This window comes from Aquibium pacificum (assembly GCF_040839445.1).
Lineage (GTDB): Bacteria > Pseudomonadota > Alphaproteobacteria > Rhizobiales > Rhizobiaceae > Aquibium > Aquibium pacificus.
Genome location: NZ_JBDPGJ010000007.1, coordinates 1 through 24,236, shown reverse-complemented (window position 1 = coordinate 24,236; position 24,236 = coordinate 1). Strand labels below are relative to the sequence as shown.

The window sequence follows — 24,236 nt, the reverse complement described above, 5'->3', positions numbered from 1 at the left end:
CCTTGAGGGAGAGTTAACGGCATCAATATGGCCGCCGGAGAGGCCTGCGGCACCTCTACCGGCGCGATTTCGCCTTGCCGGCATACGGATTGTCGGGAGCGCGCAGCATGATGCGGATCGGTACGCCCGGGATATCGAAACTCTCGCGCAACCCGTTAACCAAATAGCGGATGTAGGACTGCGGCATCGCGTCGGGGCGCGAACAGGAGATCACGAAACCTGGCGGCCGCGCCTTGACCTGCGTGACGTACTTTATCTTGAGGCGGCGGCCCGCCACGGCGGGCGGCGGGTGGTGGGCGATGACGCCCTCCAGCCAGCGGTTGAGCCTTCCGGTCGAGATGCGACGGTTCCAGATCTCGTGCGTCTTGAGGACGGCGTCCATAAGCTTGTCGAGGCCCCGGCCGGTCTCGGCGGAAACGGTGACCGCGCGGATCCCGCGAGCCTGCGGTAGGAGCCGATCCGTCTTCTCCCGCAATTCGGCGAGCAGCGACTGCGGGTTGTCGATCAGGTCCCACTTGTTGAATGCGATCACCGGCGCCCTCCCCTCGCGGATGATCAGGTCCGCAAGCTGCAGGTCCTGCTTCTCGAAAGGGATGGTGGCGTCGAGGACGATGATCACCACCTCGGCGAAGCGGATGGCGCGCAGCCCGTCGGCGACCGAAAGCCGCTCCAGCTTTTCCTGCACCTTCGACTTGCGGCGCATGCCGGCGGTATCAAAGAGCTTGATGCCGCGGCCGCGCCATTCCCATTCGACCGAGATCGAATCGCGCGTGATGCCGGCCTCGGGGCCGGTCAGCAACCGCTCCTCGCCCAAGAGGGCATTGATCAGCGTCGACTTGCCGGCGTTGGGGCGGCCGATAACGGCAATGCGCATCGGCTTGGTCGGATCGTAGGCCGGCACGTCCTCCGCGTCGGGGTCGACGTCCTCGCCGACCAGCGGCTCCAGCGCGAAGGCCGTCTCCTCTTCGTGTTCGTCGGGAAAGACGCGTTCTTCTCCGAGCGCGGCGATGATCGCCTCGCGCAGGTCCGGCATTCCCTGGCCATGCTCGGACGATATCGGGATGGGTTCGCCGAGGCCGAGCTCGAAACTCTCGAACATGCCGGATTCGGCGCCGCGCGCCTCGGCCTTGTTGGCGACCAGGACGACCGGCTTTCCCGAGCGGCGAACGACATCGGCGAAGGCACGGTCGTTGGGCGTGAGCCCGGCCTTGGCGTCCATCATGAAGAGCACGAGGTCGGCTTCCGAAATCGCCAGTTCGGTCTGGGCGCGCATGCGGCCCTCGAGCGACGCGGCGGCGGCTTCCTCGAAACCGGCAGTGTCGATCACCTCGAATCGCAGGTCGTAGAGCCGCGCATCGTGCACGCGCCGGTCGCGCGTGACGCCGGGCGTGTCATCGACGAGCGCGATCTTCTTGCCGACCAGCCGGTTGAAAAGCGTCGACTTGCCGACATTGGGTCGGCCGACGATCGCGATCTTGAAGGTCATCTCGCGACGTTACGACGAGGCGCCCGAACCGCGGATCAGTTCGGACATGAGGGTGGCGCGCTCGCGCGTGTTGCGCGGCGCTTCCTGGTCGTCGACGATCTGCTCGAAGAATACGAGAGCATCGGCCGGGCGGCCTTCCTTCCAGGCGGCGAGGCCCAGCGCCTCCCGCGCCGAATGGCGCAGAGGGTTGGTGTCGGCCGCAAGTCCTTCCACACGGGCCGAGACATCCGCATACGACCCGTGATCCACCAGGATCAGCCCGGCACGGAGCCGCGCCATGTCGCGGATCGGCTCGGGTACCGAATTCTCGGCAGCCACTCCGTCGAAGGCGGCGACCGCCGCCTCGGCATCGCCGCGCGCCGAGAGCACGGTTGCCGAGCGCATGCGTGCCAGCACCGGATAGGAGCCGTAGCCTTCCTCCTGCAGCCGCGCGAGTTCGGCCAGCGCTTCGTCCGTCTTGCCCTGGTCGGCGAGCGTCAGGGCCTGCGAGAAGGCGTCACCGGAGGCGTTGGCGCGGCGCTCGGTCCAGTATTCCCACGCTACCCACGCCCCGGTTGCGAGCACCACGACCGCGGCGACGATGATGACATAGGTGCCGTAGCGGTCCCAGAGCGCCCGCGCCTGGTCCTGGCGAAGTTCCTCGTTGACTTCGCGGATGAAACTGTCGTCCGACATTCAATAAAACCGTCGTTTCCTCCCCGCACTTCTCGTCCGGGGTCTTGTTGACTGCGCCTTTTATCCGAAAATGCGCCATATGGAAGGGCGATGGCGGAAAATGCCGCTCAGGCGACCGGCAGGGGCACGGCGCCGAAAAGCCAAAGGTGCAGCCGCCAGATGAACAGAAGATAGAGCGCGATGCCGGCGGCGACCCCTATCGCGTCGTTTCGCACCGGACCCGCCGCCGCGGGGCCATTGTCGCCGCGGCGCTTGGCCGAGATGCGGGCGAGAACGGCCCAGACAAGGAAGCTGCCGAAAAGGAGGATCGAGGCGAGATCGCCGTTCGCGAGCAGATGCGCAAACGCCCATATCTTCACCGCGAGCAGCATCGGGTGTTTCAGCACGGGCTTCAGCCGGCCGGTCGGAACGACCGAGATCATCAGCGAGATCAGGGCGACCAACATCAGCAGCGCCGTGACGTGCTTCATCCAGACCGGCGGTTCGTAAAGAACCGGGGCCGTGGGCCATGCGAGCGAATAGCCCCAGATGATGACGATCAGACCGACAAAGGAAACGAGCGAATAGATGCCCTTCCATGGCTGCTCGCCCATGGCCGCCATCCGCGCCTCGCGCCATGCGGGAGCGAAAATCCGCACGGAATGGATTCCCAGAAAGAGGATCAGCCCCAGGATGAGGATCAGCATGTCGGCCCCGCGGATTGTTGGAGGGGAACCTATCCCGGCCGATGCCGATTGGAAACCGGAAACGTCGCCGCACTCCCCACCCTCGCCACATTTCGCCGTCACGCCTGCGGCATTCCAATCGAGCAGTTTCATAAATGCCTGTATTCCTTCGCGTCCTCGCCTGCCTTGCCGCCCCCTTCTCCCTCGCCTCCCCCGCCGGTTCACACACACCGGATAAGCCGGTCCAATACGTCGTCATCTCGTTCGACGGAGCGCACGAGATTGCGCAGTGGAAGCGCAGTCGTGCGCTCGCGACGGCGACCGGGGCGCGCTTCACCTATTTCCTGTCCTGCGTCTATCTGCTCTCGCCCGAGACAAAGGAAACCTATCGGCCGCCGGAAATGAAGGCCGGCAGATCGAATGTCGGCTTCGCCAGGTCGAGGCAAGAAGTGGCGGAGCGGCTGGAGCAGGTCTGGACCGCGACGGGCGAAGGCCACGAGATCGCCAGCCATGGCTGCGGGCATTTCGACGGCAAGGAGTGGACTCGCGCCGACTGGAAGGCGGAATTCTCCGAGTTCGACCGCATCTTTCGCGACGCCTGGACGATCAACGGCATCGAGCCCGAGCCCGAAGGCTGGCAGACGTTCGCGTCGACCGCCATCCACGGCTTCCGGGCGCCGTATCTATCGACCGGGGACAATCTCGACGCAGCACTCAGGGAGCGCGGCCTCACCTACGATGCCAGCACCGTCTCGCGCGGTCCGGTCTTCCCGGCAGCCAAGAACGGGCTGCGGCATTTCGCGCTTCCGATGGTGCCGGAGGGACCCGAGGAGCGGCGGATCATCGCCATGGACTACAATCTCTTCGTGCGCCATTCCGGCGGCTTCGAGAGAGACGACGCGGACGGCAGCTTCGAGGAGCGCACCTACCGCGCCTTCATGGCGGCGTTCCAACGGCAGTATGACGGGGAACGCATTCCCTTCCAGGCCGGCTTCCACTTCACGCTGATGAACGGCGGCGCCTACTGGCGCGCGCTGGAGCGGTTCGCCGGCGAAGTTTGCATCAGGGCCGACGTCGAGTGCCTCACCTATGCCGACCTCTCCAACCGCCTCGACGAGGCGGCCGAGATGCACGCCGGCGGCTGACGGGCCGATACCTCACGCCGCCGGCTGGTCCTCCGGTGGAACGCCTGCCGCCTCGCGCTCCATGTACCGGCGGTCGATTTCGGGCAGTCCCTCGCCGCTCAGCACCGATTCGAAGGAATGGAGGCGCTTGTATATCGACAGAAGCTCCACGATCGTCGGCCAGGCGTTGACGAGATACTGGAACGACGAACTGACCTGCGTGAACGCCGTCAGGATCTGCTGGAGCAAGCCAAAGGTAATGCGGCCGGCCGCGATCGTCGGGATGAGGATGAAGTACGCGAAGATGTTGTCGGCCTGGATGTAGAACGACCGGGCGACGTTGAAATACATGTAGTGGAAATAGAGGCGGAAATAGTTTTTCCGCACGTTGGCGAAGAGCTCGTGCACCGTCGGCGGCCGGGCGCGGTCCTCGTGGTCCTCGCCGTAGACGAGTTCCTTGCGGTAAGCCGCCTCGACCCGCTGGTTGCGGAACTCGAGGCCGGGCAGCCTGATGCCGACCACCGCCAGGAGAACCGTGCCAAAGAGCGACCAGAAGATAGCGGCGTTGACCAGTGGTGCCGGCACCGCACCAATGATCGGCAGTTCGGTGACGTTCGCGGACAATGCGTAAAGGATCGGCAGGAAGGCGATCAGCGTCATCACCGCATCGACCATCGCGACGCCCAGCCCCTCGACCGTCGAGGCAAAGCGCATCGTGTCTTCCTGGATGCGCTGCGAGGCGCCCTCGATCTTCCTCAGCCGCGGCCAGTGCGCCATGTAGTAGTCGTTCATCGCGGTGCGCCAGCGAAAGATGTAGTGACTGACGAAGAAGCGCGTCGCGACGTAGACCGCGATCCACAGGAAGGCGATCTGGGCGAAGACCAGGATCAGCGCGTAGAGATCGGCCGGCGCCACGGAGGCGGGCGGGGTGAGCGCCTGCTGGACCATGTCGAAGAACGGGCGACGCCAGTTGTTGATGGCGACGCTGACCTGGACGGAAAAATAGGTCGAGAAGAGGATCAGCGCCGAGCCGAGGATCGACCAGTGCGCCCATGGATGCGGCGAGTAGACGTACCAGAACGCGGCGAAGAGGCCCGTCGCGACAACGAAGTAGATGTAGAACCAGAGGAACTCCGGCGCCCAGAAATAATGCGCGCCGACGATGGGAACGGCGTCCGCCGCCGCCGGCGGCATGCCGAACGCGGTACCCAGATCCCGACCGAACATGTACCAGACCGCGACCGCGAAGGCGGTCCAGGCCACGAAAGAGATGAAGAACAGCTTCGGCTTGGGGAAGAACGATACGAACACTGGCGATCATCCTCGGAGAGCGTATGCGGCTGGCGCGCTGGACGGGTCGCCCGGAATCAGGCGGCCGTTGCCGGCGGACTTAGGCCATCATCGTTAGCCGCGAATGGTTGGTATGCAAAGTTACAGTTTTGTCGGGTTCGCAGCGCTCTACCGCCGCGCCCCGCCCGCAGACCATGCGATCGCTCCGGCGCAAAGCAGTGCAAGCGCGCCCCCGAAGGACGGCGCCGCGAAGCTGCCGGTCCAGTCGGCGCCATAGCCGGCAGCGATCGGCCCTAGAATCTGGCCGGTCCCGAAGGAGGCGGTCATCAGCGCCAGCGCGCGCCGCGGTGCGGCGGCAGCGAGTTGCCGCCCCGCCTGGAGACCGTAGGCGGTCACCGCGACGAACGTCCCACCGAGCAGGACCGCCGCGACGAGAGGCCCGGCGGGTCCGGGAATCGAGACGCTGGCGACCACGCCGACCGCTTCCACGATGCAGCCTATGCCGAAGGTCATCGTCGGCCCGATGCGGCGCGCGGCCTTGCCCCAGAGCCAGACCGACGGCACCGCGGCGATGCCGGTCGCCAGCCACACCACCGACTCGAACAGACGTCCGTCCCCGCCCTGCCGGACGATCGCGACGAGGAAGGTCGCGGTGACGATGTATCCCGCGCCGAAGATGCCGTAGGCGAAGATGATCTTCGCGAGTTCGGCGCTGCGCGGCAGGGCCGGTTCGCGGGTCGCCGGACTCGTGCCGGCCTGATGCAGGGTTCCACCCGGCGCCATGATGTAGACGGCCGCGAAGGCGAACAGGGCAATGACGCCAGAGGCGAGCCAACCCGTGCGCCATCCTGCTTCGCCCAGATAGAGCGTGCCGGTCATGAGCGCGGAGACGGCGATGCCGATCCCGACACCGCCGAAGTGCACCGCCTGCAGATCGCCGCGCCCGGCGGCGGCGAAACGGCTGAAGACGATGGCGGTCATGAAGATCATCAGGAACGCGCTCGCCAAACCCGCCACGAAGCGGATCAGCAGGAAGGCGGGGAGCGTGTCGGCGATGCCCATCCAGCCGAGCAGGAGGGCGTTGACCCCGAGCCCGGCCAGCATGACCCGGCGCTCCCGCCCGTGCGCCCAGCCGCCGCTCGCCAGCACCGCACCGGCGAGATAGCCGAGATAATTGGCCGACGCGATGAGCCCGGCGTCGGAAGCAGAAAGCCCGAGGCCTTCCATCATGCCGGGCAGGATGGGCGTGAAGACGAAACGGCCGACGCCCATGGCTGCCGCCATGGCGATCATGCCGGCGATGGCGTAGCGGAAGGGGGCGGCCGTCTCGGAATTCATGCGGCGACCATATCCGGGCGCGCCGCTGTTTCAATGCGATGGCCGCGACCAACGATAGGGCCACCCGGCGAGCACCTGCGAGGCGCCGAATTCCTTCCACGCCTCGCAGGCGCCGAACTCGGCATATCCGGACGAATGCCTTTCGTAGCGCAGATCTTGCCGCGACCAAAAGCCGTGTGCCGCGGAGCGCGGATGGATGTGAATTCCGCCGTCCGGGGTCAGGCCGAACGGCCGTTCCGGCGGACCCGCATCTGCGTGCATGAAGCTTGCGCCGCGGGACGCGGGAACTGCAGGTCGGCCAGTTGCCGGAGATCCATGCTCGCGATCACGGGATGCGAGAGCGGATCGGCCTGCCAGCCGGACATTTCCTCGTCCGCGGCGAGCGGCATGCGTGGCCCCGGCGCGAACTGCTTCGTGATGCTTGAGAAAAACTTCAGCATGACCGGTCTCCTTGCAGTTCGATCCATGCTCTGATACGGCACTTTCAGGCCAAACCGCGATCCAGAAGTTCGCGATCCGTGTTTAGAAAATCTTGAACCAATCCCTGAACAGCATCCACCTGAACGGGCTGCGCGCCGTGGAAGCTGTGGCGCGAACGGGATCGTTGCAGGGCGCGGCCGACGAACTCGCCGTGTCCGCCAGCGCGGTCAGCCAGCAGGTCAGCCGGCTGGAGAAGCAGATCGGCAAGGCGCTGTTCCGGCGCACCGCGCGCGGGCTGCTGCCGACCGAGGCGGGTGCGGTCATGTTCGCGCGGCTTTCCACCGCCTTCCGCGAACTGGACGCCGCCGTCGGTCAGGCTCGTTCGTCGGGGGAGGACACGCTGGTGGTTTCCGTCGCGCCGGCCTTCGCTTCGAAATGGCTAGTGCCGCGCCTGCGCACTCATTTCGACCGCTACCCGAAGGTCCTGGTCCGCGTCGACGCTTCGGGACGGCTGGTCGACCTGCGGGACTCCGACGTCGATGTCGCGATCCGCATGGGGACCGGACACTGGCCCGGCGTGGACGCCGAACTTCTTTTGCCGCAGCAGGTCTTCGTGGTGGCGGCGGCGGCCAAGGCGCACCGGATCAAGACTGCCGCCGACCTTGCCCGGGAGACATCGATCGACGACGATTCGACGCTGATCGACTGGGAGCGGTGGTTCGCGGCGGCGGGCATCCCTCCCGTCCGCCCGCTGCAAGGCGCGCGGCTGAACGACCCGCTGCTCTGCCTTGATACCGTGATCGCCGGCCAGGGCATCATGCTCGCCTGGCAGCTCATCGCCGCCGATGCGCTGCTCGACGGCCGGCTAGCCGCGCCGCTCGGCATACGCTCAGACCTGGGGCTCGGCTATTACGTCTGCACCGCGGCCGGCACCCGCCCGAGCCGCAAGGTGCGAGACTTCGTTGCCTGGCTCCGCGAGGCGATGGCGGAGACCGCGCGGCTGCATGCGAGGCTTCCCGCCGCGTGACGCGCCTCCCCGGTGGAAAGGTAGCCGCGGTGGAGCTATGTATCGGGGCAAGCCACCCAGCGACCGCATCAGGACAGGACAGGACCATGACATCCCACCCGCGCGCAATCTCCGCCTCGATCGATCCGATCAAGCTCGACCGGCTGGCTGAGGTGGCCGTCAGGGTCGGGCTGCAGCTCCAGCCGGGACAGGACCTCGTCATGACCGCGCCGGTGGCCGCGCTGCCACTGGTGCGCCGCATCGCCGAGCACGCCTACAAGGCCGGCGCCGGGCTCGTGACGCCCTTCCTCTCCGACGAGGAGGTGACGCTCGCGCGCTTCCGCCACGGCTCCGAAGCCAGCTTCGACCGCGCCGCCGGCTGGCTCTACGAGGGCATGGGCAAAGCCTTTGCCGGCAATGCCGCGCGGCTGGCGATCGCGGGCGACAACCCGATGCTGCTCTCGGGCCAGGACCCGGCAAAGGTGTCGCGCGCCAATAAGGCGAACTCGATCGCCTACCAGCCGGCGCTGGAAAAGATCGCAGGTTTCGACATCGAAACGAAACATTTTCGTAAATACATGAATTAATTAGAATTTTCGTCGCGTATTTTTTTCGTTACGACGCCCTTTCATACACTGTGATGACGCTGCGTTGAGCATGGATGTATGAAAGCGCCACCTTGGCGGTCCGACGCTGTCGCGTTATGATCGATGTATGAAAAGCGACGACGAAGATTCTGACCTGAAACGGGGCGACAACTATGTGCGACGGCGCACCGGATGGTCGATAAACGTCCCTGCAAGCCATCGCCGCAACAAGACCCTCGCATACCTAAAAAGCGGCCGGGAAATCTTCTACGATCCTCGCGAGGTTTCGCGGCACATTAGAGATTTGGCAGCGATCTCGCCGGTGTATCTCAAATACCCCGATTGCGAGCCCGGCACGATTCCGTGGGTTGATCCCGACGAGTTGACACAGGAGGCCGCAGGGCCGCCACAAACCGACCGTGACGCGCTAGAGGGCGCGCCCGTGATATTCCACACCCCGAGCGAGGATTTCGACTACGAGGCGCTACAGGAGGCGACAGAGCGCTATCACGAAGAGCTTCATCCTGTACCCGATCACTTCTCGCCGGAGTTCATTGAAAACGAGCAACGGAAGATCGCCGAGGCGTTAGGGTGGGATCGCACCTCGCAGAAGCCGGATTGAGCCAAAACGGACTGCCAGCGATGACGGTTCAAGAGTTAATTGACGAGGGTTACACGCTGCATGCGGGTTGTAAGGAAAATACGTGCCTGCGCACCCGTCCGCTCGATCTGATCGCACTGCGCGACAGGCTCGGCCCCGAACATGGAACCTTGCATCACAACCTCGCGCCGAAGCTCCGGTGCAGCACGTGCGGATCGAAGAACGTCGGGTTGATCGTGTCGCCGCTGACACATGGCGAAATCATTCGCCGCGAATCAACGTCAAATCTACGGAGATAGCCGCTCATTTCCTAGGTAGCATTCCCCACTCGCGCTGCAGCTCCAGGAAAGCCAGATCCACCAACCCTCTTCGATAATCAGCAGATCTTTGAGCTCGATTTACATATGCTAGGATCTTGCGCGGATTTTCTGTTTTACGAATCGCTACACTTAACGATGTCGAATAACTGTCCCATCTATGCAGAAGTTCTTTGTCCTTTCCTAAATAATCATTATATAAGTCATAGCTTCTGCTTTTTGGCCTCTCACCTCTTTTTGTTATCGATGCTTCGTACTGAAAATACCAGTGGAGCTGGTACAAGAAGTTTCTCTCGAAGGTATCGACCGCGTTATCCAAACGAGAGCTGGCGAACGATTTAACCTCCCCCCTATCGTTTCGTCTCTTTTTTCTCTGTTCTAAGAACTCAGCCTTAGCGGCGGCAAGAATTTCATCGCCATTTGACGAAGGTCCGATCCCTTTATCGCGACGCGCCGACTCGGCTTCCTGTACGGCGTCTTGAAAATTTGCTAGAAGATGTACATAATCTGTATGAATTAACACGAATAGATCGTATATTTTCTTTAGAGGTTTGTATCGTGCGCGCTTTTCCCGTGAAATCAGTCCGGCTATATCGCTTATCAGGCGTTCTATCAAATCGTAGTAAGCGGTGATATCTAGGGCGGATGGCCAACTAAATACTATTTTTCCGGCGGATTGCTCCGCTTCGTTCTTCTCTTTATCCATCTCCTGATCCTCGCTACGCACTGTAGGTACTGATCCCTCTAAGGGCTGTTCTAAAAATCTTTCGCGTACTTTTCAACTCCATTAGGGCAGCGGTTTTCCAGAGCGGGTCATTATTGCAGTTGCCCTTTTCGCCACGCCCCGCTCATTCTGAAAATATGAAGTGGAAGATGGACATCCAGCAAAACCCCGCCATCGCTGACGGGGCACAAATTCGGAGTCGGATGCAGCGAAGTGTCAGCCGTTACCCTGCTGCACGTGCGGGCGCGTTGCCGGGTCCTTCCCGCTGCGGAGCCACTGCCAGCGTGTGCTGACCATATTCGGGTTCAAGCCGCGCTTTCCGACGAGTTCCGCGATGAATGCTTTGCGGTCGATATCAGGATTGGCAAGATAGAACGCGCGCACCTGGGCGACGGGACCGTCCTTTGAATCCTTACCCTGTGCCACAGCAGGGCGTTTCGAGGAGACATCTTTGGCTTTGGCTTTGGCTTTGGCCTTGCCCTTGCTCGAACCCGTCGCCTTCTCGGAATTCGCATCGGTCGTCGGAACCGCGCTGAACGCCGCGATGTAATGCCTGCCCATCACGGCGTCTTTTTCGAGGGTGTACGTACCCTCGGTCAGCCCCTGCCGGCGTGCGGAGCGAAGGGCGATGGCAGGAGATGCGTAGGTCGGGAATTCGGTCGTGTCGGTCATGTCGTGTCCTTTCATGTTTGCAACCTGCATGGTTTATATGCGCGTCTAGGTTGCAAGGATCAAGCCGGAAAGGACGACGAAAGGCGTGGAAAGAAAAGGGGGCGGCTACATGGGCCACCCCTGTTGTTTTGCAGTCGATCACTCCAACCAATCAACGCCTACGCAGTATCGTCATACGCGCACAACCCTAGGCTAACAAGGTGTGGAGTCAACTTGCACCGTTGGCGACAAGCACGCTTCTAAAATGGACTGCCAGAGACCTCGGATCAATGCGCCGGATACCACAGCGCGAGGACGGCGCGCAGGTATCCGAAGGCGACAACGATGTAGGCGATCTGGAGAAGGGTCATCGAGAAACTCCGTATTTCGATGACCGATCCAATTACACCGTATTTCGGTGAGTCGCACATACTAAATCTAGTGTTAACAGACGCATAACGCCACCTGTAACCTTCAGTGCGCCCTGCCCTTATGTCGAATTAAGAGACCCTACATGTAGTGGTCAATGCATCCCCCACCATGCAGCGACGAGTAGAAGAGCGTATCCGATTGCGAGGAGGGCGTGAGCGATGTCTGCGATGGTCATCCGGGCGAATCCCTGCCGTTGAAGATGACCTCCCAATTACACCATGCCGAACGTCAAACACTAAATATAGTGTCAACGAGGCGAAAGAAATGCTCCATGTGGTTAGGGTCGAGGAGAAAACGTGGATTTCGCGCTTATCAGGGGCGCCAGGTCACCGGGATGCCGACGTGCGTTTCCTCGTTAGGTTCGATGTCGTCGGCGGTGGGTGAGGCATAGACACGGGTCCGCCGTCGCAGGGATTCTTGCTCGCTTTCGCGTTCTTCGGCGCGTTGCTCGTTCTCGCGCGAGATCCGTTTACGACGTTCGCGCTGATCGATTTTCAACTGTTCCCATGCGGATCGACGGACGGATGCAGGGGCATCTTCACTCATCGCATGCTCCCGACTTCGGAGCGCGCTAACCGGTGTGCTTCGAGCGCCGCCATCCCGCCGTCCATGTAACCCTTGACCTTCTCGTTGATGAGTTGCTGACGAGACTGCGCCATGAGCGGAACGATCATGCTGACATCGAGAGGTTCGAGCGGGGGCGGCACATATGCCTCCTGCTTCGCGCGCAATTCCTCCATGAATCCCGCGGTCATGGCGTCGATCTTTTTGCGAACCTCGATTTCTTCAGGCGTCATGCCGGCGTATTTGTCGCCGCCCTCGACCTGTTTGGCATCGAGTTGTTCGGTCGGTTGAGCGGCATCGACCTCTTCCAGTTCCTTGAGCGCTTCGGCACGCAACCTCTCGACCTGCGAGAAGATCGGATCGGGGTCCGGGGCATCGCAAAGAACGGGCATCGCCATACCATTTGGACCGACAGGCGCCGGCGGGATGTTCGGGTGTATGAACTTGCCCGATGGGATCGCAATGAAGTTGATTAGGTAGTTCGGTGCGCGGTCAGACTCCGGATTGTCGTGCAGCGTCGGGTGCGGGGTAAGCGTCCGGTCGCCGTCGTGCTGCCACAGGGCGAAATGGATGACCTTCGTTTTGGACGTCTGACGTAGCTGGCTCTCGAGTTTGTCGAGCTTGTTATTCAGTGCGGTCAGTCGGAAGTTCTTCGCCATGTCGTTACGTCCCTGTGAACGTCAATCGAACGCGCGCGAACGCATGCTGTCCGCCTCGTCCCGCCCCCGTACGCGTTTGCACGTGTCGTCACGCCCTCCCGCACGTTCACTGATCGATCGTACGGTCCCCGCCCTTCAATCGACGGATTTCGGCGCTCATTTCCTCCATGCGTTCCATGATCATGGAGATATCGATTGCGTCCGATTTCAGTTTGAGCAGGCTGACGCAGTGTTGCGACGCCTCGATTGAGATCAGGCCGGCCGCGTATGCCGTAATTACCTCGTCCATCGCCTCGACAATCGTCTTCCCGCCGAGATTGAGACCGTTGGTGATGTACTGTTCGGGGCGGCCTGCACCCCATGAGATAATATTCTCGCATGCCTTCACCTGAGCACTCGTCGCGTCCGGATCGTCTATCATCGCGACCATGCGGATCATCGCGTCATGGATGAACAGATGCGCAACTTCGATAGCAGTGATGGCGCCTTCCCGACGTTTGAACCCTAGTTGCTCCGCGCGTTTGAGCAGTTCCTTGATATCGGCGCCGAGAGCATTCTGGATTGCCTCGCCGACCCGCTTTGATTCCGTCGGCAAACCGTCCCTACGAGCGAAACCTGGGGTGACGTGTTTGGGGATTACCACGTCGTCCGTACCGATACCGGGTGGCAATGGTGCTGCCCTTCCGGGCGATCCCGGTTTCGGTCCTGCCATTCCCGACCCCTTTTGAGGTCCCGTCTTGCCCTTCTTCGGAATGATCGGCGTCCCATTTCCGGGTAGGGGCACATTCGGCAGAGGTGGAGGCGCGCTATTGGCGGCGACCTGCGCTGCAATCTCAGGAGACAATGGCGGTGGGGGAGGTGGGGGAGGTGGGGGCGTGTGTTGGTTCACTTGATCAACTCGCCTCGCATTTGATATGTGATTTGTGCGATGCAGCGAATATAAGGCACGTATAACTGAATGTCTATCTGAACTCTTTGTGGTGGTATAAATAAAGATGCGGCGGTGTATTTAGTATCTCGTTGCCACAGCAGCGCGTCGAGCGAGATATTGAGCATGCGAGGTTCGGCGAGGAGTCAAATCGACGCGAAGACCTAATACAGATGCGGTTATGAGCATGCATGTGTACACATCAGTCTTGAGTCATTAACTGAAGAGTACCAAAAATATCCCCTCTCCTGCCCTATCACACGCATAGGGCATTCACGCTCGCTAATCGAACCTCAATCCTGCCCTACATTAACATCACCCAAGGACACTCAATGCGAATGTATACCATGCCCACTATAATGAATACCGTAATGAATACTACAATGCATATTATAACGTACGCAAATCATTGATATTTATGGACAATAATCACAGTATGCATCGGAATTTCGATTCCCTTTGCCATTTCCATATATTAGGACTCGTGACTACTCTGTTCATGATCGCGCTCGCGTTGAATATCGATGATCGATGTACACTGTAATTTTTTGTCTAACTATTTCATAGCGTTAGAGGCGATATAATATGCATTATGGTGCGCATTACGACGTGCATCATAGTATACATCCCCCCGAAAAATGCACACTATAATCGTCGCCAACGCGGATAATTCGCCCATTTTCCAACGATATAGACTCTAGATACCCCGAACACCCACCAGTTTTGCAACCGATCAACCAAGGGCCAAAATCATCACTGAAATGCACCTCCCGCCCACACTCTCCGCATAAACACCGCACTGTGACAAATTGGTCTCGACACCGAATACCCCAGGACAGGACAGGACAGCATCGCATCGCGTCCCGTTCTCAACAACCAGCCTTCGCTAATCGCATCCCGTCTATGCATCTCCCTACCAAGCCTCAAACATACGTCAAACGGACCCGACGCACGACCTGTGTCTCAGGCACCGCAGTTTGAGACAGTGCACAGAAATTCGGTTTTCGAGCTGATAATGTACCGTTTTAGAGTAGCGGCGATTTCGCGCCTTAATCTTTCCAGACCTTGTGTTTGGCGAGACGATACGCGTCTGACGGTCGCTGGCTGTCGAAGACCATCTTTACGAGCGTTGGGGCAAGGTATCCGTGGTCGATCATTTCCCGCATGGTCATCTCAACCATCGCCGATGGGTTCATGCTATCTTTGAACGGTAGGACGCGCTTCAATTCCTTGTGCAGTTCCCCCTTCGGGATGCCACCACGTTCACGGTAAAGGGGTGTTTTTTTCAACAACGACTTTATCTTGTTCACTGCGGCATCGACGTTGCTGGCGGCCGATACTGCGATTTCGCCCCTGTCGTAATAGGACGCGAAAATTAGTTGGTTCATCAAAATGTAGGCGAATGCCCACTTCATCTGCGAAACAGTGACCATCGCAGGAGGGATTTCGTTGCGTTGCGCTTCGAGCATGTTGGCACGTATGTACCAGTGATCCACGGCAGCGCAGGTGCCAGCAATGCGTCTTGCGTTCTTCTCCGCGCGGGCGAGGAGCTTGTAATGCTCGGGCAGATGGGAAATCTTATCGTCTATCCCCTGCGACATCTTCGCGATGATGTCCTCGATCTTGTCGGCGAATGTCTCTGCCTCGGCAGAAAAGAACACCGGGCGCAGGTCGCGCTTCGGATCGAGACGTGGCGGAAGAATCTGCCCTTCGGCCGTCTCACTTGGCATGCATAGTTCGTCAAGCAGTTTTAGTTCCTCATTCATGAGGCGATACATGCGTTTAATTTCTGCGGTGGTTCGCATGTATCGGTGTTTGTTCTTTGTCTTTCCAGCTGCTCGATCATGGATAACCGGTATGTGCCGCGACATGAATCCAGACGAGACGCCACGTTCTCCAAGGATCGCGAGCATCTTGCTCGTCACAGTCGAGAAGAAAGTGCTGATGTTGACGTTTACCGCGCGCGGTCGCTTTTCCTTTCGAGCTGCTATTGATCCCGTCGCCGGAGCAAGCTTTGTCGCGTAGGAGCAGTCGTATATGTTGAGGTACACATCCTCTAGGTCCTTATCGACCTGGGTCTTCGGGGTTACCAGCTGCTCTAGGATCGATGCGCACTCGTCCCGATAGATGACGCCGCAGCCCATGCTGCTGATCTGGTAACTGAGTTCCGCTGCTGACGCGAAGTTTTGGTTGTAGGAGCGTGGGCGATACCGAATAGGCTGATGCTCAACCTTCTTTGGTTGGTCGTTCTCGTCTCGGATCGTGATCTCCTCGAAGTGCCCCGTTCGAAACGAAACGTCTGTGCCTTCGATAGATTCTGTTTTTCCTGACGACGAAGGTCCGCCCAACAACCATTGGGTGGCAAGTCCTACACCTAGCATCGTTTCACCTTTGTATGAAACGGTTGCCTGCTTATACATGCGCCCAGTCACGCCGGAAATATACGAGAACGCCGAAGGTACCGCATACTTAAGGAACGGATACGACATTGTCTGCACGGAATCGTGGATAATCGACCCCATCACACCGGGTGGCGTATAAATTTCGTGCTCGGTATTTGGCCACATGTCGCCTGGAAAAAGGGCGAACACGCTCTTCGCCTCCAATGAAAGAACAGAGCCCGTGTCGCGAGACACGATAGCTTGCATTACCTCGTAGCTTTCTCGTGTGTCCTCCTCACTTTTTGCCTGCTCTTGAGAGATCTTCTCTTGGCGATCTTTATCAAAAGCCTGCATCAAAACCTCTGCCTGCTGCCTCCCGTGCTCTATCGCCTCAGGTGTCACATGTGCAAGGATCGCCCTGGTATTCTTGTTCTTCCCGTGACGAGCATCGTACATCCATTTGTCGAACAGGCGGTGCAGCTTATCCGGACGGTCCTCGCCTGCGGCGTTTGGCGGCCCCTTCACCACGACGTTTGAGCGGGCGACGATACGGTGTATCTGATTTGGATCGCCAGTGATCTTGTCGAGGTCACCTATGATCTTGAGCATTGCCACGGAGAAGTCGTCGCAGTTGTCGGCGTTCATGAGGTCATAAGACGCCTCACACCTCAGCTGCATCACGCGCAATATGTGCTCGTCAGGGTATCCAAGCGACCGGCCGAGGTCACGCGTGGATTCCACGCTTTTGGCGACCCCTTGTGCAAGCCGTTCCTTCTCGTCCAAGTACTCAGGGCGCGCAGCGAACAGGCGCTCAATGATCTCGGACCCGTCAGCAACCGGGCGATCACCTCCGGGCGTCACCTTGCCCGTGAAAGCGATAAAGCGGTTCCATGCGTAGATCTCTACACCCGGAATCAAACCATTCGCCGATGCAATGCCGTGTGGCAACTTTCCACGGTAAACGATGTGGCGCCCGCCTCCGGAAATCGAAAATTCGTTATAGGTTGGAACCTGTGCAAGAAGTCGCTCTGCGGCCGTATCGACGCGGTCGGGATCAACAGCGCTGATCTTCTTGTCGATATCGACAACCACGAACTCCGACTGCTCAGTCAGGACAAACCCGACACCGTAGCGCCCTTGCGGATCATTCTCACAGGTTGTGCGCACGTTCTCGAACGATGTTTGATAAACGGGATCGAGAACGTTCACCGCACCGAGATCAGGATTGTACCAGTACAGCGGAGTTTTCGAAAGTTTGCCGTCCTTACCGGGACCGGTTTTGTAGATGACCCAATTGTCAATCGCCTGTAGTTCGATAGGTATTTTATCGTATTGGGTTTCGCGACCCGGAGGCGCGCTGACAACAGATGACTGATTGTTATTCTTTTCTTGGTCGTCAGAACTTGACATCATTTGGCGCTCACATCTGAATATTATTGTTGACGTGTCGCGCGAGGGCGTTTATATTGATCATGCACGCATCGGAATAGCGCGATGTTGATCCCCTCGCGTTAGTGTGTACCTCGCAAAGAGCCTCCCTCACGCATCGCCCCGCTTGAGGGAGGTTCGCTCTTTTCAAAGGGGCTCATGCTGCGACGCCTGCAACCCGGCGCACCGCCCCGTCCACGAACTTTCCGGCTGCATCAACGCCGTATTCAAACCCCTCTTTGTCGGGCAGTGGCCGCCATTCCTTGACACGCGAAGCCGCTGCAATCGCGCCGTCCGTCATCATGTGCGACACGCGCGAGCCCGAACGCGTGACCGTCGTTTCCTGTGGCTCTTTGACGAGGACCGCCCCACTCGGCGCGCCCGTACCCTTGCGCGTGCCCCGACTGTCGATTGCCCGCTGCTCGGCCCGGCGCCGCCTGATCTCGTCGGCTTCTTCCTTCGATACGCGAACGAGCGCAAAGCACAGTTCAGGATCAAGGATCGCGAGCAGGTCTTCCATCGTTTGGAATTTGGGTTTCAAACGCTGAGTCCTGACTCCGCTGAGAACACCCTCGCTGAATTCGGGGATCAAACCAGCAGCGACACAGTCGACGCGGGAATCGGGAAGTAATTCCCGAACCGCCTGGTTCAAATCATCATAGGTACCAACTGCGACAATCTCCGTCATGTTTTTCAAATCCTGTTTCCCGTGCGTACGTGACGCACATCAATCACCAAACAACAAATTGCACATTCTCAATATGCATTCAAGCATTATATTTCCCGCGGCAACTATAGGCGTACACCTTGTCAATCCTTTTTGACACTCGTCGTTAGAGTGGTGCAACTATTAATCTCGACTATACTAAAATGGTGATAATAAAAGTCAAAAAAGTGCTTGATATTCTACGATTTCTATGTTAGGCATATTGACATCGTTCGAACCCGCCGAATCACAAGCGACGATATCAGCAATGCTAGCACCCATTCAGATCGCCCAAGCTGTCCCCGGAGGACGCGAACGGTGATCGCCGCATCGACTAACCTTGGCGGGTTTAGTCACTTCGTGACTCTTGTGATCGATGCGGCGTCAATTAGCCCGACCGGTTCGGGTCGTGAACTAGGCAACGGAGTTGCCGACAACATGGGGTCATCCCATGCACAAGAAACCCGCCACGGCGACCACGCGTAAGCATCGCCATCTCGACCCGTCCAAGCCGATCTACATGACGCTGACGGGTTCGCTCATCCCGATCCTTAACCCTGAACAGCTGGAAGCTCTTCGCGAGTTGGAGATGCCGCTTGTCCCGCGCATCCCGCTCACGATGCATTCCGCCATGAGGCACTGACGCACATGTTCACCAAGGGAAACAGACCCACCATCACCCTCGGCCAACGGCTCACGAGCGGCCCGTGTACCGCAGGTACGTATCTCCAACGCGAGAACGGCGACGGCAAGGTGTACATGGCCAAGGCCGCCCCTGTGACGCGCACCGCCCCGAACAAACCCGGTGCGCTTTCGAAGCCCATTGCCGCGAAGCACCTGAACCTCGCGCTGGCCATCAAGAACCTCAAGCTGGCGGCCATGCAGAGATGAAGCCACGCGACGACGGCTCAGATCTGGAAAGCTTTCCTGTCGGTCACGAGACTCGGCAGAAGGCGACCGGGTTCTTTGGGCATGTCGTCGCGAGCAATCAAACGCATGCGGCCGTCCTGTTCGAGAACGCAACCAAGTTCGTGATCGTCGCGACGTATGAGCTGGAATCGACAGGCGGCGTGGCCCTGCACTTCGACAAGGACGACCGCCGGGCAGGCAAGCAGCAACTCGATGTCGCCATGAACCGAATGGGCTCAGGCCATTGGAGCCCGTGATCATGACGCTCTCAACCAAGCCGCCCCAATGTTCGAACGCACCGCAACCGCTTCCGCTAGTTCAACCGAAAGAATACGCGACGGAGAACACCCAATGAGCAGCGATTGGAACACCCGCACGCGAGGTTCGAAGCCCAAGGCGAATTCGAGGAAGAAGGTCGTGGAGCCGCAGGTCGACCCGAGCCCGATCCCGCCGCCGCTTCCTGCCGATCACCCGATGCGAGTGCAGCTCGAAGCACGGCACGCCGCCCGCATGGCGCAGGTGCACAACAAAGCCTGATAACTCGTAAGGATTACGCACGTGGTGGGATTCGTAGAAAGCGCGACGTTACTCCTTAAAGATCGCGCGTCGAAAGATGTCCGCAAAGTCAATCGCGAACTCGAAAAGCTGTTTGCGACGGCGAAGAAGCTGCAACGCGGCGGCAACCTGCTCGGCAAGCTCGGTCTCGATGACCGTGAGATCAAGAAGACAAAGAGCGCGGTTCGTGATCTGGAACGCGAATTCACGCGCCTCTCTCGCATCCGTGCTCGCCCGCTCGTTGACATTCGAGGCATCCAGTCAGCCAGCACTGAGGTTCGCAATCTCGAAAATGAATTGGCACGCCTTTCAGGACGCCGCTCAACAGCCAGCGTCGATATTGCAGGGGTAAACGCGGCACGGACCGAAGTGAGCGCGCTCGAACGCATGTTGACGCGTATGGCGGGCAAGAAGTCATCCGCGCTCGTGGATGTCACGGGGATCGCATCGGCCGTCGCTGATCTGCGTCGGGTCGATTCCCTGCTCCGGCGCCTTAACGGGCGGGAGGCTCAGGTGCGTGTCACGTTGCTCGGCGAGAGCACCGCGCACGGCAATCTGAATGGCTTCTTCGCGACGATGACCCGCCTGGAATCCAACCCAGTCAACATCAAGTTCGACACCACGGGCATCAAGGCATTCCTCGCAGAAGTACGGGCCACCGAACGCGCATTGAAGCGGCTCAACAAGCTGACTGCCGTCAAGACTTCAGTGCCATCGGTTGGAACAGGTGGCGCTCAAACACGAATGGAGCGTCTGCAACAAGAGATCCGCGAGACCGATGCCCTGCTGAACAGCCTTGGGCGAGACGTCGATACCAGCGGTCTCAATCGCATGGCGGCCGAGTTGCGCAAGATGCGAAGAGATGCCGAGACGATCCGCTCCGCGTTGTCGGGTGCAGGGGCACGCATTGCCACAGGGGGAGGAACCGATGGTGCAGGCGCCAGGCGACCAGGTGCTCGTTCTGAGGGCGGGTTCGCGCCTGTCATGGGCAGCAACACGTGGGATCTAGCGAAGAGCATCATTGTCGGCAGTGCGATCTTCAACGTCACGAATGCAACCTTCCAAGGATTCAAGGAAGCCGCGGCCGCAACCGACATCTCGGACTTGAAAGTTCAGCTTCTCACTGTCGAACAGCAGACTTTGATGAAGGAGCGGCTGGAAGGCCGTGACATGACCGGTCGCTTCATGACTCGAGCCGCGCGTGATCAGGCAGTTGCCGACATCATTCCGCAGATTCAGGGCACCGACGAGCAACGCGTAACCAGTGCAATCAAACTGGTGGACCGCATCGATGATCTTCTTGTCGGTCTGCGATCAACCGGCGAGTTCGGAACGGATCAAGCGGGATCGATTGGTCGAGCGATACAAGCCGCAGCCGGCGAATTGGTCGATCCTCAAACTAACGAGTTCACGGCCGACACACAGAAGATTTTCCGGGCGCTCGAAATGGCCGTCGTGGCGATGGGCGAGAAGTTCGATCCGGAAAAGATCGGCACTGCTCTAGCGTTCTCGAAGACAGCCGGTCGAACGATGGATGCCGAAGGTCTTGCGGCCATGTTCTCCATCGTCGCCGATAAGGGCATGCGCGCCGCGAACTCGATGAACTCGCTGATTACCAACCTGTCGGGCAATCAATCGAAAGAAGCAAACAAGGCTTTGACCGATATCGGTTTGCGAAAGAATGGCAAAACTGTTGACGAGGATCTTCTTCGAAGAAACCCACCAAAATGGATCGCGACGCATCTCGTGCCGGCCCTCGAAAAGGCAGCAGGCAAACCCGTTTCGGAAATGGACCCGGCCGAATTGGCGAGCAGATTGCAGCCGTTCATTGGTCGCGAAAACTCACGAGACATGGCGCTCGAATTGATCGAAGGTTTCGCCCCTCTCACGGCGTTCTTCGAACAGTTCGCGGCAGCAGACCCGTTCGACCCGTTGAAGGTCGCCGCGCGCAACGCCACGTCCTCACTCGTCGCGCTCGATGAAGCAGGCAAGCGCATCTCCGATCTGTTCGGAACGATATCCTCCAAGCTGGAAGGTCCGTTCATTGAGTCCCTGAACAACATTGCCACGGTCGCGCAGTCGATTGATGCCCTGATCCGAGGGGACCCTTTGCCGGAAGGTGCGGCGGATGCCGCGCTTGGCCTCGGTAAGGATGCGGCCTTGGTCGGAATCGGCGCACTCCTGCTTAAGGGGGTTTTCAACGCTCTCAACCCACTGAACGTATCGGCCGCGGCGCTCGATGGTTCAGCCGTCGCTCTGACAGGCGCAGCCCGGATGTTGTCACTCGCTGCTGTGGCACAGGGTTTCAGAGGCAAGAAGGGTAAGGGGCGCACTGGCCTTGACGACGCCTTAGATTCAGCGGCCGACGACATTCTGGATACGATCACTGACGACACGGGCAAGCCAAAACGTCTGCCCGGCCCGGCTCAAACGCGTGGACCGCGTCAATTGAGTGCAAAGGACTTTCGTACTGATTCCGCGCTTGGCGTCGGCGGGCAGTTCATCGCTCTGTCCAATATCCTCTCGGTGGGCGAGGCAATAGTTTCTGACTTCAGCAAAACAACCGAGCAGATGCTTGCCGAACTAGAAGCGACGAAACAACGAACAGCGGCCGCAAACGAAAACCTCGAATCTATGCTACCTGAAAGGTTCGTTGATCTTCTTCATGGTGGAGCCGAACCCACGTTAGAAGGGGTATGGCAGGGTTTCGAGGATCTGTTTGCGAAGCAGGTCGAATCCGAACCGATAACGCCGACTGACTTCGATGCAGGCATGGTGGCACTGAAAGCCGAACTCGCAGCGATCAACGAAAAGATTCGCGCGGCCAAAGAAGCTGAGAAGATTCCCGGATCGTCGGACGCTCAGGTTCAGGCCCTCGAAACGCAGAAGATGTCTGTCGAGGCACAGATCGCGGCATGGGATGCCCAATTGAAAGTGTCCGCCGACGATATCACGAATTCGATTGCCACGGGGGGCGTGCAAGCGGCGGCCTCGCTCGATGCGACAGCGTCCATAATGGGACCAGTCATAGGCGCCGCCATCGCGTCATTCGCCCCAGGCATCGGGACGGCGATCGGGCAAGCCGCGGCTGCGATCATCAATCAAGCAGCAGTCAATATCAAAGTTCAACAGCAACCAACCAATACGGGCGCTGTGAACGTGGCCGATTAGTACGCGTGAGTTCGACTTAACTTTCAACAAGGGAGCACCCCCCAATGACTATCACCGTCAAGTTCGAACCTAAGGAACAATTCAAAATCGGCGAGGTTGAAGCGAAGGAGTTTCACGTGACCGGCGTTGGGTTCATCCAATTCGCCAAAATGGGAACGATAGCTGCCAAGGCGGCGGCAACCGACAACGATGTCCAGAAGAACCTCTTTCGCGAACGCCTCAAGCGACAGGTCGCGGTCGAAATGGCCGACGGCTCGACTGCGCGACTCACCGACGATACGATCCCTCGATTGCCAATCAAGGCTGCGTTGCGTCTCAAGCAGGCGCTCAATGATGTTTCCGAAGAGACAACCGGAGGCACGCCGAAGATTTCGATTGATGGTGACGGGATCAGCAAGGCGGTCATGATGACCCTTGGAACGCCGCTCAGCACAGGCGACGGAAAGAACATCACCGACCTCGAATTCATCGCCGAAACTCTCGCCGATCTGGAAGACGCCGTGATCGCGGACAACAAGATCGATCAAGCAATCGCCATCATGAACATCGCCAAGCCGGCCAGCGGTGACGTCAACCTCTTGCGGCTCCCGTCCTGGGCGCTCGATCAGATCACCATGACGGACGGCCTTTTCATCATGACGAGGATCGCCCCGCGTTTTTTGGAAGTCAGTCCCGCAAGTTGATCAAGACGGCCAATCGTATGGCCTATCACACTGGCGGAGATTTGAGTTCGTTACCGTTGCGTAAGTTACTGTATCGCCTTGGACATCTCATCGAAGCCTACAAAGATGACGCGAAGTTCCAAGCATCAATCAACGGTATGAAACTCAAATGACCATCGCTCTTTTCGTCGTGGCCCCACCCGGGCTCGAACGACGAGGATGACATCCATGATCGCTGACGTATAGTTCTCCAAGTCCCTCCTTTTGGCCGACCGCAAACCCTCAACAGCCGTAGGAAGTGGAAAAGACACCCAAGTGCGCTAGCGCTGCGCATACGGCGGTTTCCCGTAAGAACGTGATATGGTACCTTTCGTTCATTAGCGGAGGCCAGGCGACTGGACGGTGTAAGTTTGCAGAGGGTGATCGCGTTTGTAGCTGTTTGCTCAGCACTACCGCTCGCAAAACCATGCGATGCTTCTGAGGCTTGGGTTATGCCTAAGGAACGGTTCGACTGCCTTGTAAAGGAAACGGAATTCTACAGGGGTTTGAACGTCGATCCAGTTCTCATATTCGTAGAGGATTGCGCAAAAAATAATACTGTCGGGAGTTTCGAATCAAGAACGAAGAATTTGGCAATGCCAAAGATTGAACGAAAGCATAAGTCTTCGTCAGATTGGAATCGGGTTGTGGTATTTCCCCGGAGCCAGCTGAGCTGCCTTGAAGGCAGTGCGCGCGCGATAGATACGGAGCTCGTGTCAGTCCCCAAGAGACCTTGTACTCCATGACGTGGCGCAGGAGGTGGCTAAGGACGATGGAGATTGCCGAATTCGCAAGCTGGACACCCGCAAGAACCTCGCGCGGTCTCGGATTTCGTGATTCACTTGCCCTGTCGTGATTTGGAGGCAGGGCAATGGAACAGCGGTCTCTCTTTGGTCTCTCCGAGCATCTGGAGCGTCT

Annotated in this window: 23 protein-coding genes and 1 pseudogene; 11 read left to right on the top strand and 13 right to left on the bottom strand. The window is 59.1% G+C overall.

Annotated elements, in window-relative coordinates; all coding sequences use genetic code 11:
• Window positions 1-55: 55 nt before the first annotated feature.
• The 3 genes from der to ABGN05_RS25145 form a co-directional block, all read right to left on the bottom strand.
• Entirely contained in the window at window positions 56-1,486 is a 1,431-nt protein-coding gene (der, locus tag ABGN05_RS25155) for a ribosome biogenesis GTPase Der (protein ID WP_367956774.1), read from the bottom strand.
• Window positions 1,487-1,495: 9 nt separating this feature from the next.
• A complete protein-coding gene (locus tag ABGN05_RS25150) occupies window positions 1,496-2,161 on the bottom strand; it encodes a tetratricopeptide repeat protein (protein ID WP_367956773.1) in 666 nt (221 codons plus the stop codon).
• Between the two features lie 107 nt (window positions 2,162-2,268).
• Window positions 2,269-2,979 (bottom strand): NnrU family protein, encoded by a 711-nt coding sequence (locus tag ABGN05_RS25145; RefSeq protein WP_367956772.1) that lies wholly within the window; start codon window positions 2,977-2,979, stop codon window positions 2,269-2,271.
• Between the two features lie 2 nt (window positions 2,980-2,981).
• On the opposite strand from ABGN05_RS25145, the gene ABGN05_RS25140 reads away from it, so the two are divergent.
• Entirely contained in the window at window positions 2,982-3,971 is a 990-nt protein-coding gene (locus ABGN05_RS25140; protein WP_367956771.1) for a polysaccharide deacetylase family protein, read from the top strand.
• Between the two features lie 12 nt (window positions 3,972-3,983).
• Here the strand turns inward: ABGN05_RS25140 and sbmA are convergent, their stop codons facing one another.
• The 3 genes from sbmA to ABGN05_RS25125 all read right to left on the bottom strand — a co-directional run bounded on the left by sbmA (window position 3,984) and on the right by ABGN05_RS25125 (window position 7,018).
• Window positions 3,984-5,261 (bottom strand): peptide antibiotic transporter SbmA, encoded by a 1,278-nt coding sequence (gene sbmA / locus ABGN05_RS25135; RefSeq protein WP_367956770.1) that lies wholly within the window; start codon window positions 5,259-5,261, stop codon window positions 3,984-3,986.
• Window positions 5,262-5,408: 147 nt separating this feature from the next.
• Window positions 5,409-6,578 (bottom strand): YbfB/YjiJ family MFS transporter, encoded by a 1,170-nt coding sequence (locus ABGN05_RS25130; RefSeq protein ID WP_367956769.1) that lies wholly within the window; start codon window positions 6,576-6,578, stop codon window positions 5,409-5,411.
• 218 nt (window positions 6,579-6,796) lie between these two features.
• Window positions 6,797-7,018 (bottom strand): hypothetical protein, encoded by a 222-nt coding sequence (locus ABGN05_RS25125; protein ID WP_367956768.1) that lies wholly within the window; start codon window positions 7,016-7,018, stop codon window positions 6,797-6,799.
• Window positions 7,019-7,110: 92 nt separating this feature from the next.
• Here ABGN05_RS25125 and ABGN05_RS25120 point away from each other — a divergent pair, with 92 nt between their 5' ends.
• The 4 genes and pseudogenes from ABGN05_RS25120 to ABGN05_RS25105 all read left to right on the top strand — a co-directional run bounded on the left by ABGN05_RS25120 (window position 7,111) and on the right by ABGN05_RS25105 (window position 9,491).
• Entirely contained in the window at window positions 7,111-8,025 is a 915-nt protein-coding gene (locus ABGN05_RS25120; RefSeq protein WP_367956767.1) for a LysR substrate-binding domain-containing protein, read from the top strand.
• A gap of 86 nt (window positions 8,026-8,111) precedes the next feature.
• Window positions 8,112-8,555, top strand: a pseudogene (locus tag ABGN05_RS25115) (aminopeptidase); the annotation flags it as partial.
• A 163-nt stretch (window positions 8,556-8,718) separates the two neighbouring features.
• Window positions 8,719-9,213 (top strand): hypothetical protein, encoded by a 495-nt coding sequence (locus ABGN05_RS25110; protein ID WP_367956766.1) that lies wholly within the window; start codon window positions 8,719-8,721, stop codon window positions 9,211-9,213.
• Window positions 9,214-9,233: 20 nt separating this feature from the next.
• On the top strand, window positions 9,234-9,491 hold the full coding sequence (locus ABGN05_RS25105) for a hypothetical protein (protein ID WP_367956765.1): 258 nt from the start codon (window positions 9,234-9,236) through the stop codon (window positions 9,489-9,491).
• 4 nt (window positions 9,492-9,495) lie between these two features.
• Here the strand turns inward: ABGN05_RS25105 and ABGN05_RS25100 are convergent, their stop codons facing one another.
• The 7 genes from ABGN05_RS25100 to ABGN05_RS25070 form a co-directional block, all read right to left on the bottom strand.
• The gene (locus ABGN05_RS25100) at window positions 9,496-10,215 is read right to left on the bottom strand and encodes a hypothetical protein (protein WP_367956764.1); all 720 of its coding nucleotides are present in this window, start codon (window positions 10,213-10,215) and stop codon (window positions 9,496-9,498) included.
• Window positions 10,216-10,449: 234 nt separating this feature from the next.
• Window positions 10,450-10,905 (bottom strand): hypothetical protein, encoded by a 456-nt coding sequence (locus ABGN05_RS25095; RefSeq protein WP_367956763.1) that lies wholly within the window; start codon window positions 10,903-10,905, stop codon window positions 10,450-10,452.
• Between the two features lie 723 nt (window positions 10,906-11,628).
• Entirely contained in the window at window positions 11,629-11,862 is a 234-nt protein-coding gene (locus ABGN05_RS25090; protein ID WP_367956762.1) for a hypothetical protein, read from the bottom strand.
• Window positions 11,859-12,539: a hypothetical protein gene (locus tag ABGN05_RS25085; protein ID WP_367956761.1), complete on the bottom strand. Its 681-nt coding sequence runs from the start codon at window positions 12,537-12,539 to the stop codon at window positions 11,859-11,861. The genes ABGN05_RS25090 and ABGN05_RS25085 overlap by 4 nt, the downstream gene beginning before the upstream one ends.
• Window positions 12,540-12,645: 106 nt before the next feature.
• The gene (locus ABGN05_RS25080) at window positions 12,646-13,209 is read right to left on the bottom strand and encodes a hypothetical protein (protein WP_367956760.1); all 564 of its coding nucleotides are present in this window, start codon (window positions 13,207-13,209) and stop codon (window positions 12,646-12,648) included.
• A 1,307-nt stretch (window positions 13,210-14,516) separates the two neighbouring features.
• Window positions 14,517-17,261: a hypothetical protein gene (locus ABGN05_RS25075; protein ID WP_367956759.1), complete on the bottom strand. Its 2,745-nt coding sequence runs from the start codon at window positions 17,259-17,261 to the stop codon at window positions 14,517-14,519.
• 172 nt (window positions 17,262-17,433) lie between these two features.
• On the bottom strand, window positions 17,434-17,964 hold the full coding sequence (locus ABGN05_RS25070; protein WP_367956758.1) for a hypothetical protein: 531 nt from the start codon (window positions 17,962-17,964) through the stop codon (window positions 17,434-17,436).
• Window positions 17,965-18,433: 469 nt separating this feature from the next.
• Between ABGN05_RS25070 and ABGN05_RS25065 the strand changes: the two genes are divergently transcribed.
• The 6 genes from ABGN05_RS25065 (at window position 18,434) to ABGN05_RS25040 (ending at window position 23,300) form a co-directional block, all read left to right on the top strand.
• Window positions 18,434-18,625, top strand: coding sequence for a hypothetical protein (locus ABGN05_RS25065; RefSeq protein ID WP_367956757.1), 192 nt, complete (start codon window positions 18,434-18,436; stop codon window positions 18,623-18,625).
• 5 nt (window positions 18,626-18,630) lie between these two features.
• Window positions 18,631-18,873 (top strand): hypothetical protein, encoded by a 243-nt coding sequence (locus ABGN05_RS25060; protein WP_367956756.1) that lies wholly within the window; start codon window positions 18,631-18,633, stop codon window positions 18,871-18,873.
• Window positions 18,870-19,148, top strand: a complete 279-nt coding sequence (locus ABGN05_RS25055; protein WP_367956755.1) for a hypothetical protein — start codon at window positions 18,870-18,872, stop codon at window positions 19,146-19,148. Before ABGN05_RS25060 ends, ABGN05_RS25055 begins: the two co-directional genes overlap by 4 nt.
• A 94-nt stretch (window positions 19,149-19,242) precedes the next feature.
• Window positions 19,243-19,428 carry a hypothetical protein gene (locus tag ABGN05_RS25050; RefSeq protein WP_367956754.1) on the top strand — a complete coding sequence of 62 codons (186 nt, stop codon included), beginning with the start codon at window positions 19,243-19,245 and terminating at the stop codon, window positions 19,426-19,428.
• Window positions 19,429-19,449: 21 nt separating this feature from the next.
• Complete coding sequence (locus ABGN05_RS25045; protein ID WP_367956753.1) at window positions 19,450-22,617, top strand: phage tail tape measure protein; 3,168 nt, start codon at window positions 19,450-19,452, stop codon at window positions 22,615-22,617.
• Between the two features lie 44 nt (window positions 22,618-22,661).
• A complete protein-coding gene (locus tag ABGN05_RS25040; protein ID WP_367956752.1) occupies window positions 22,662-23,300 on the top strand; it encodes a hypothetical protein in 639 nt (212 codons plus the stop codon).
• The last annotated feature ends 936 nt before the right edge of the window (window positions 23,301-24,236 follow it).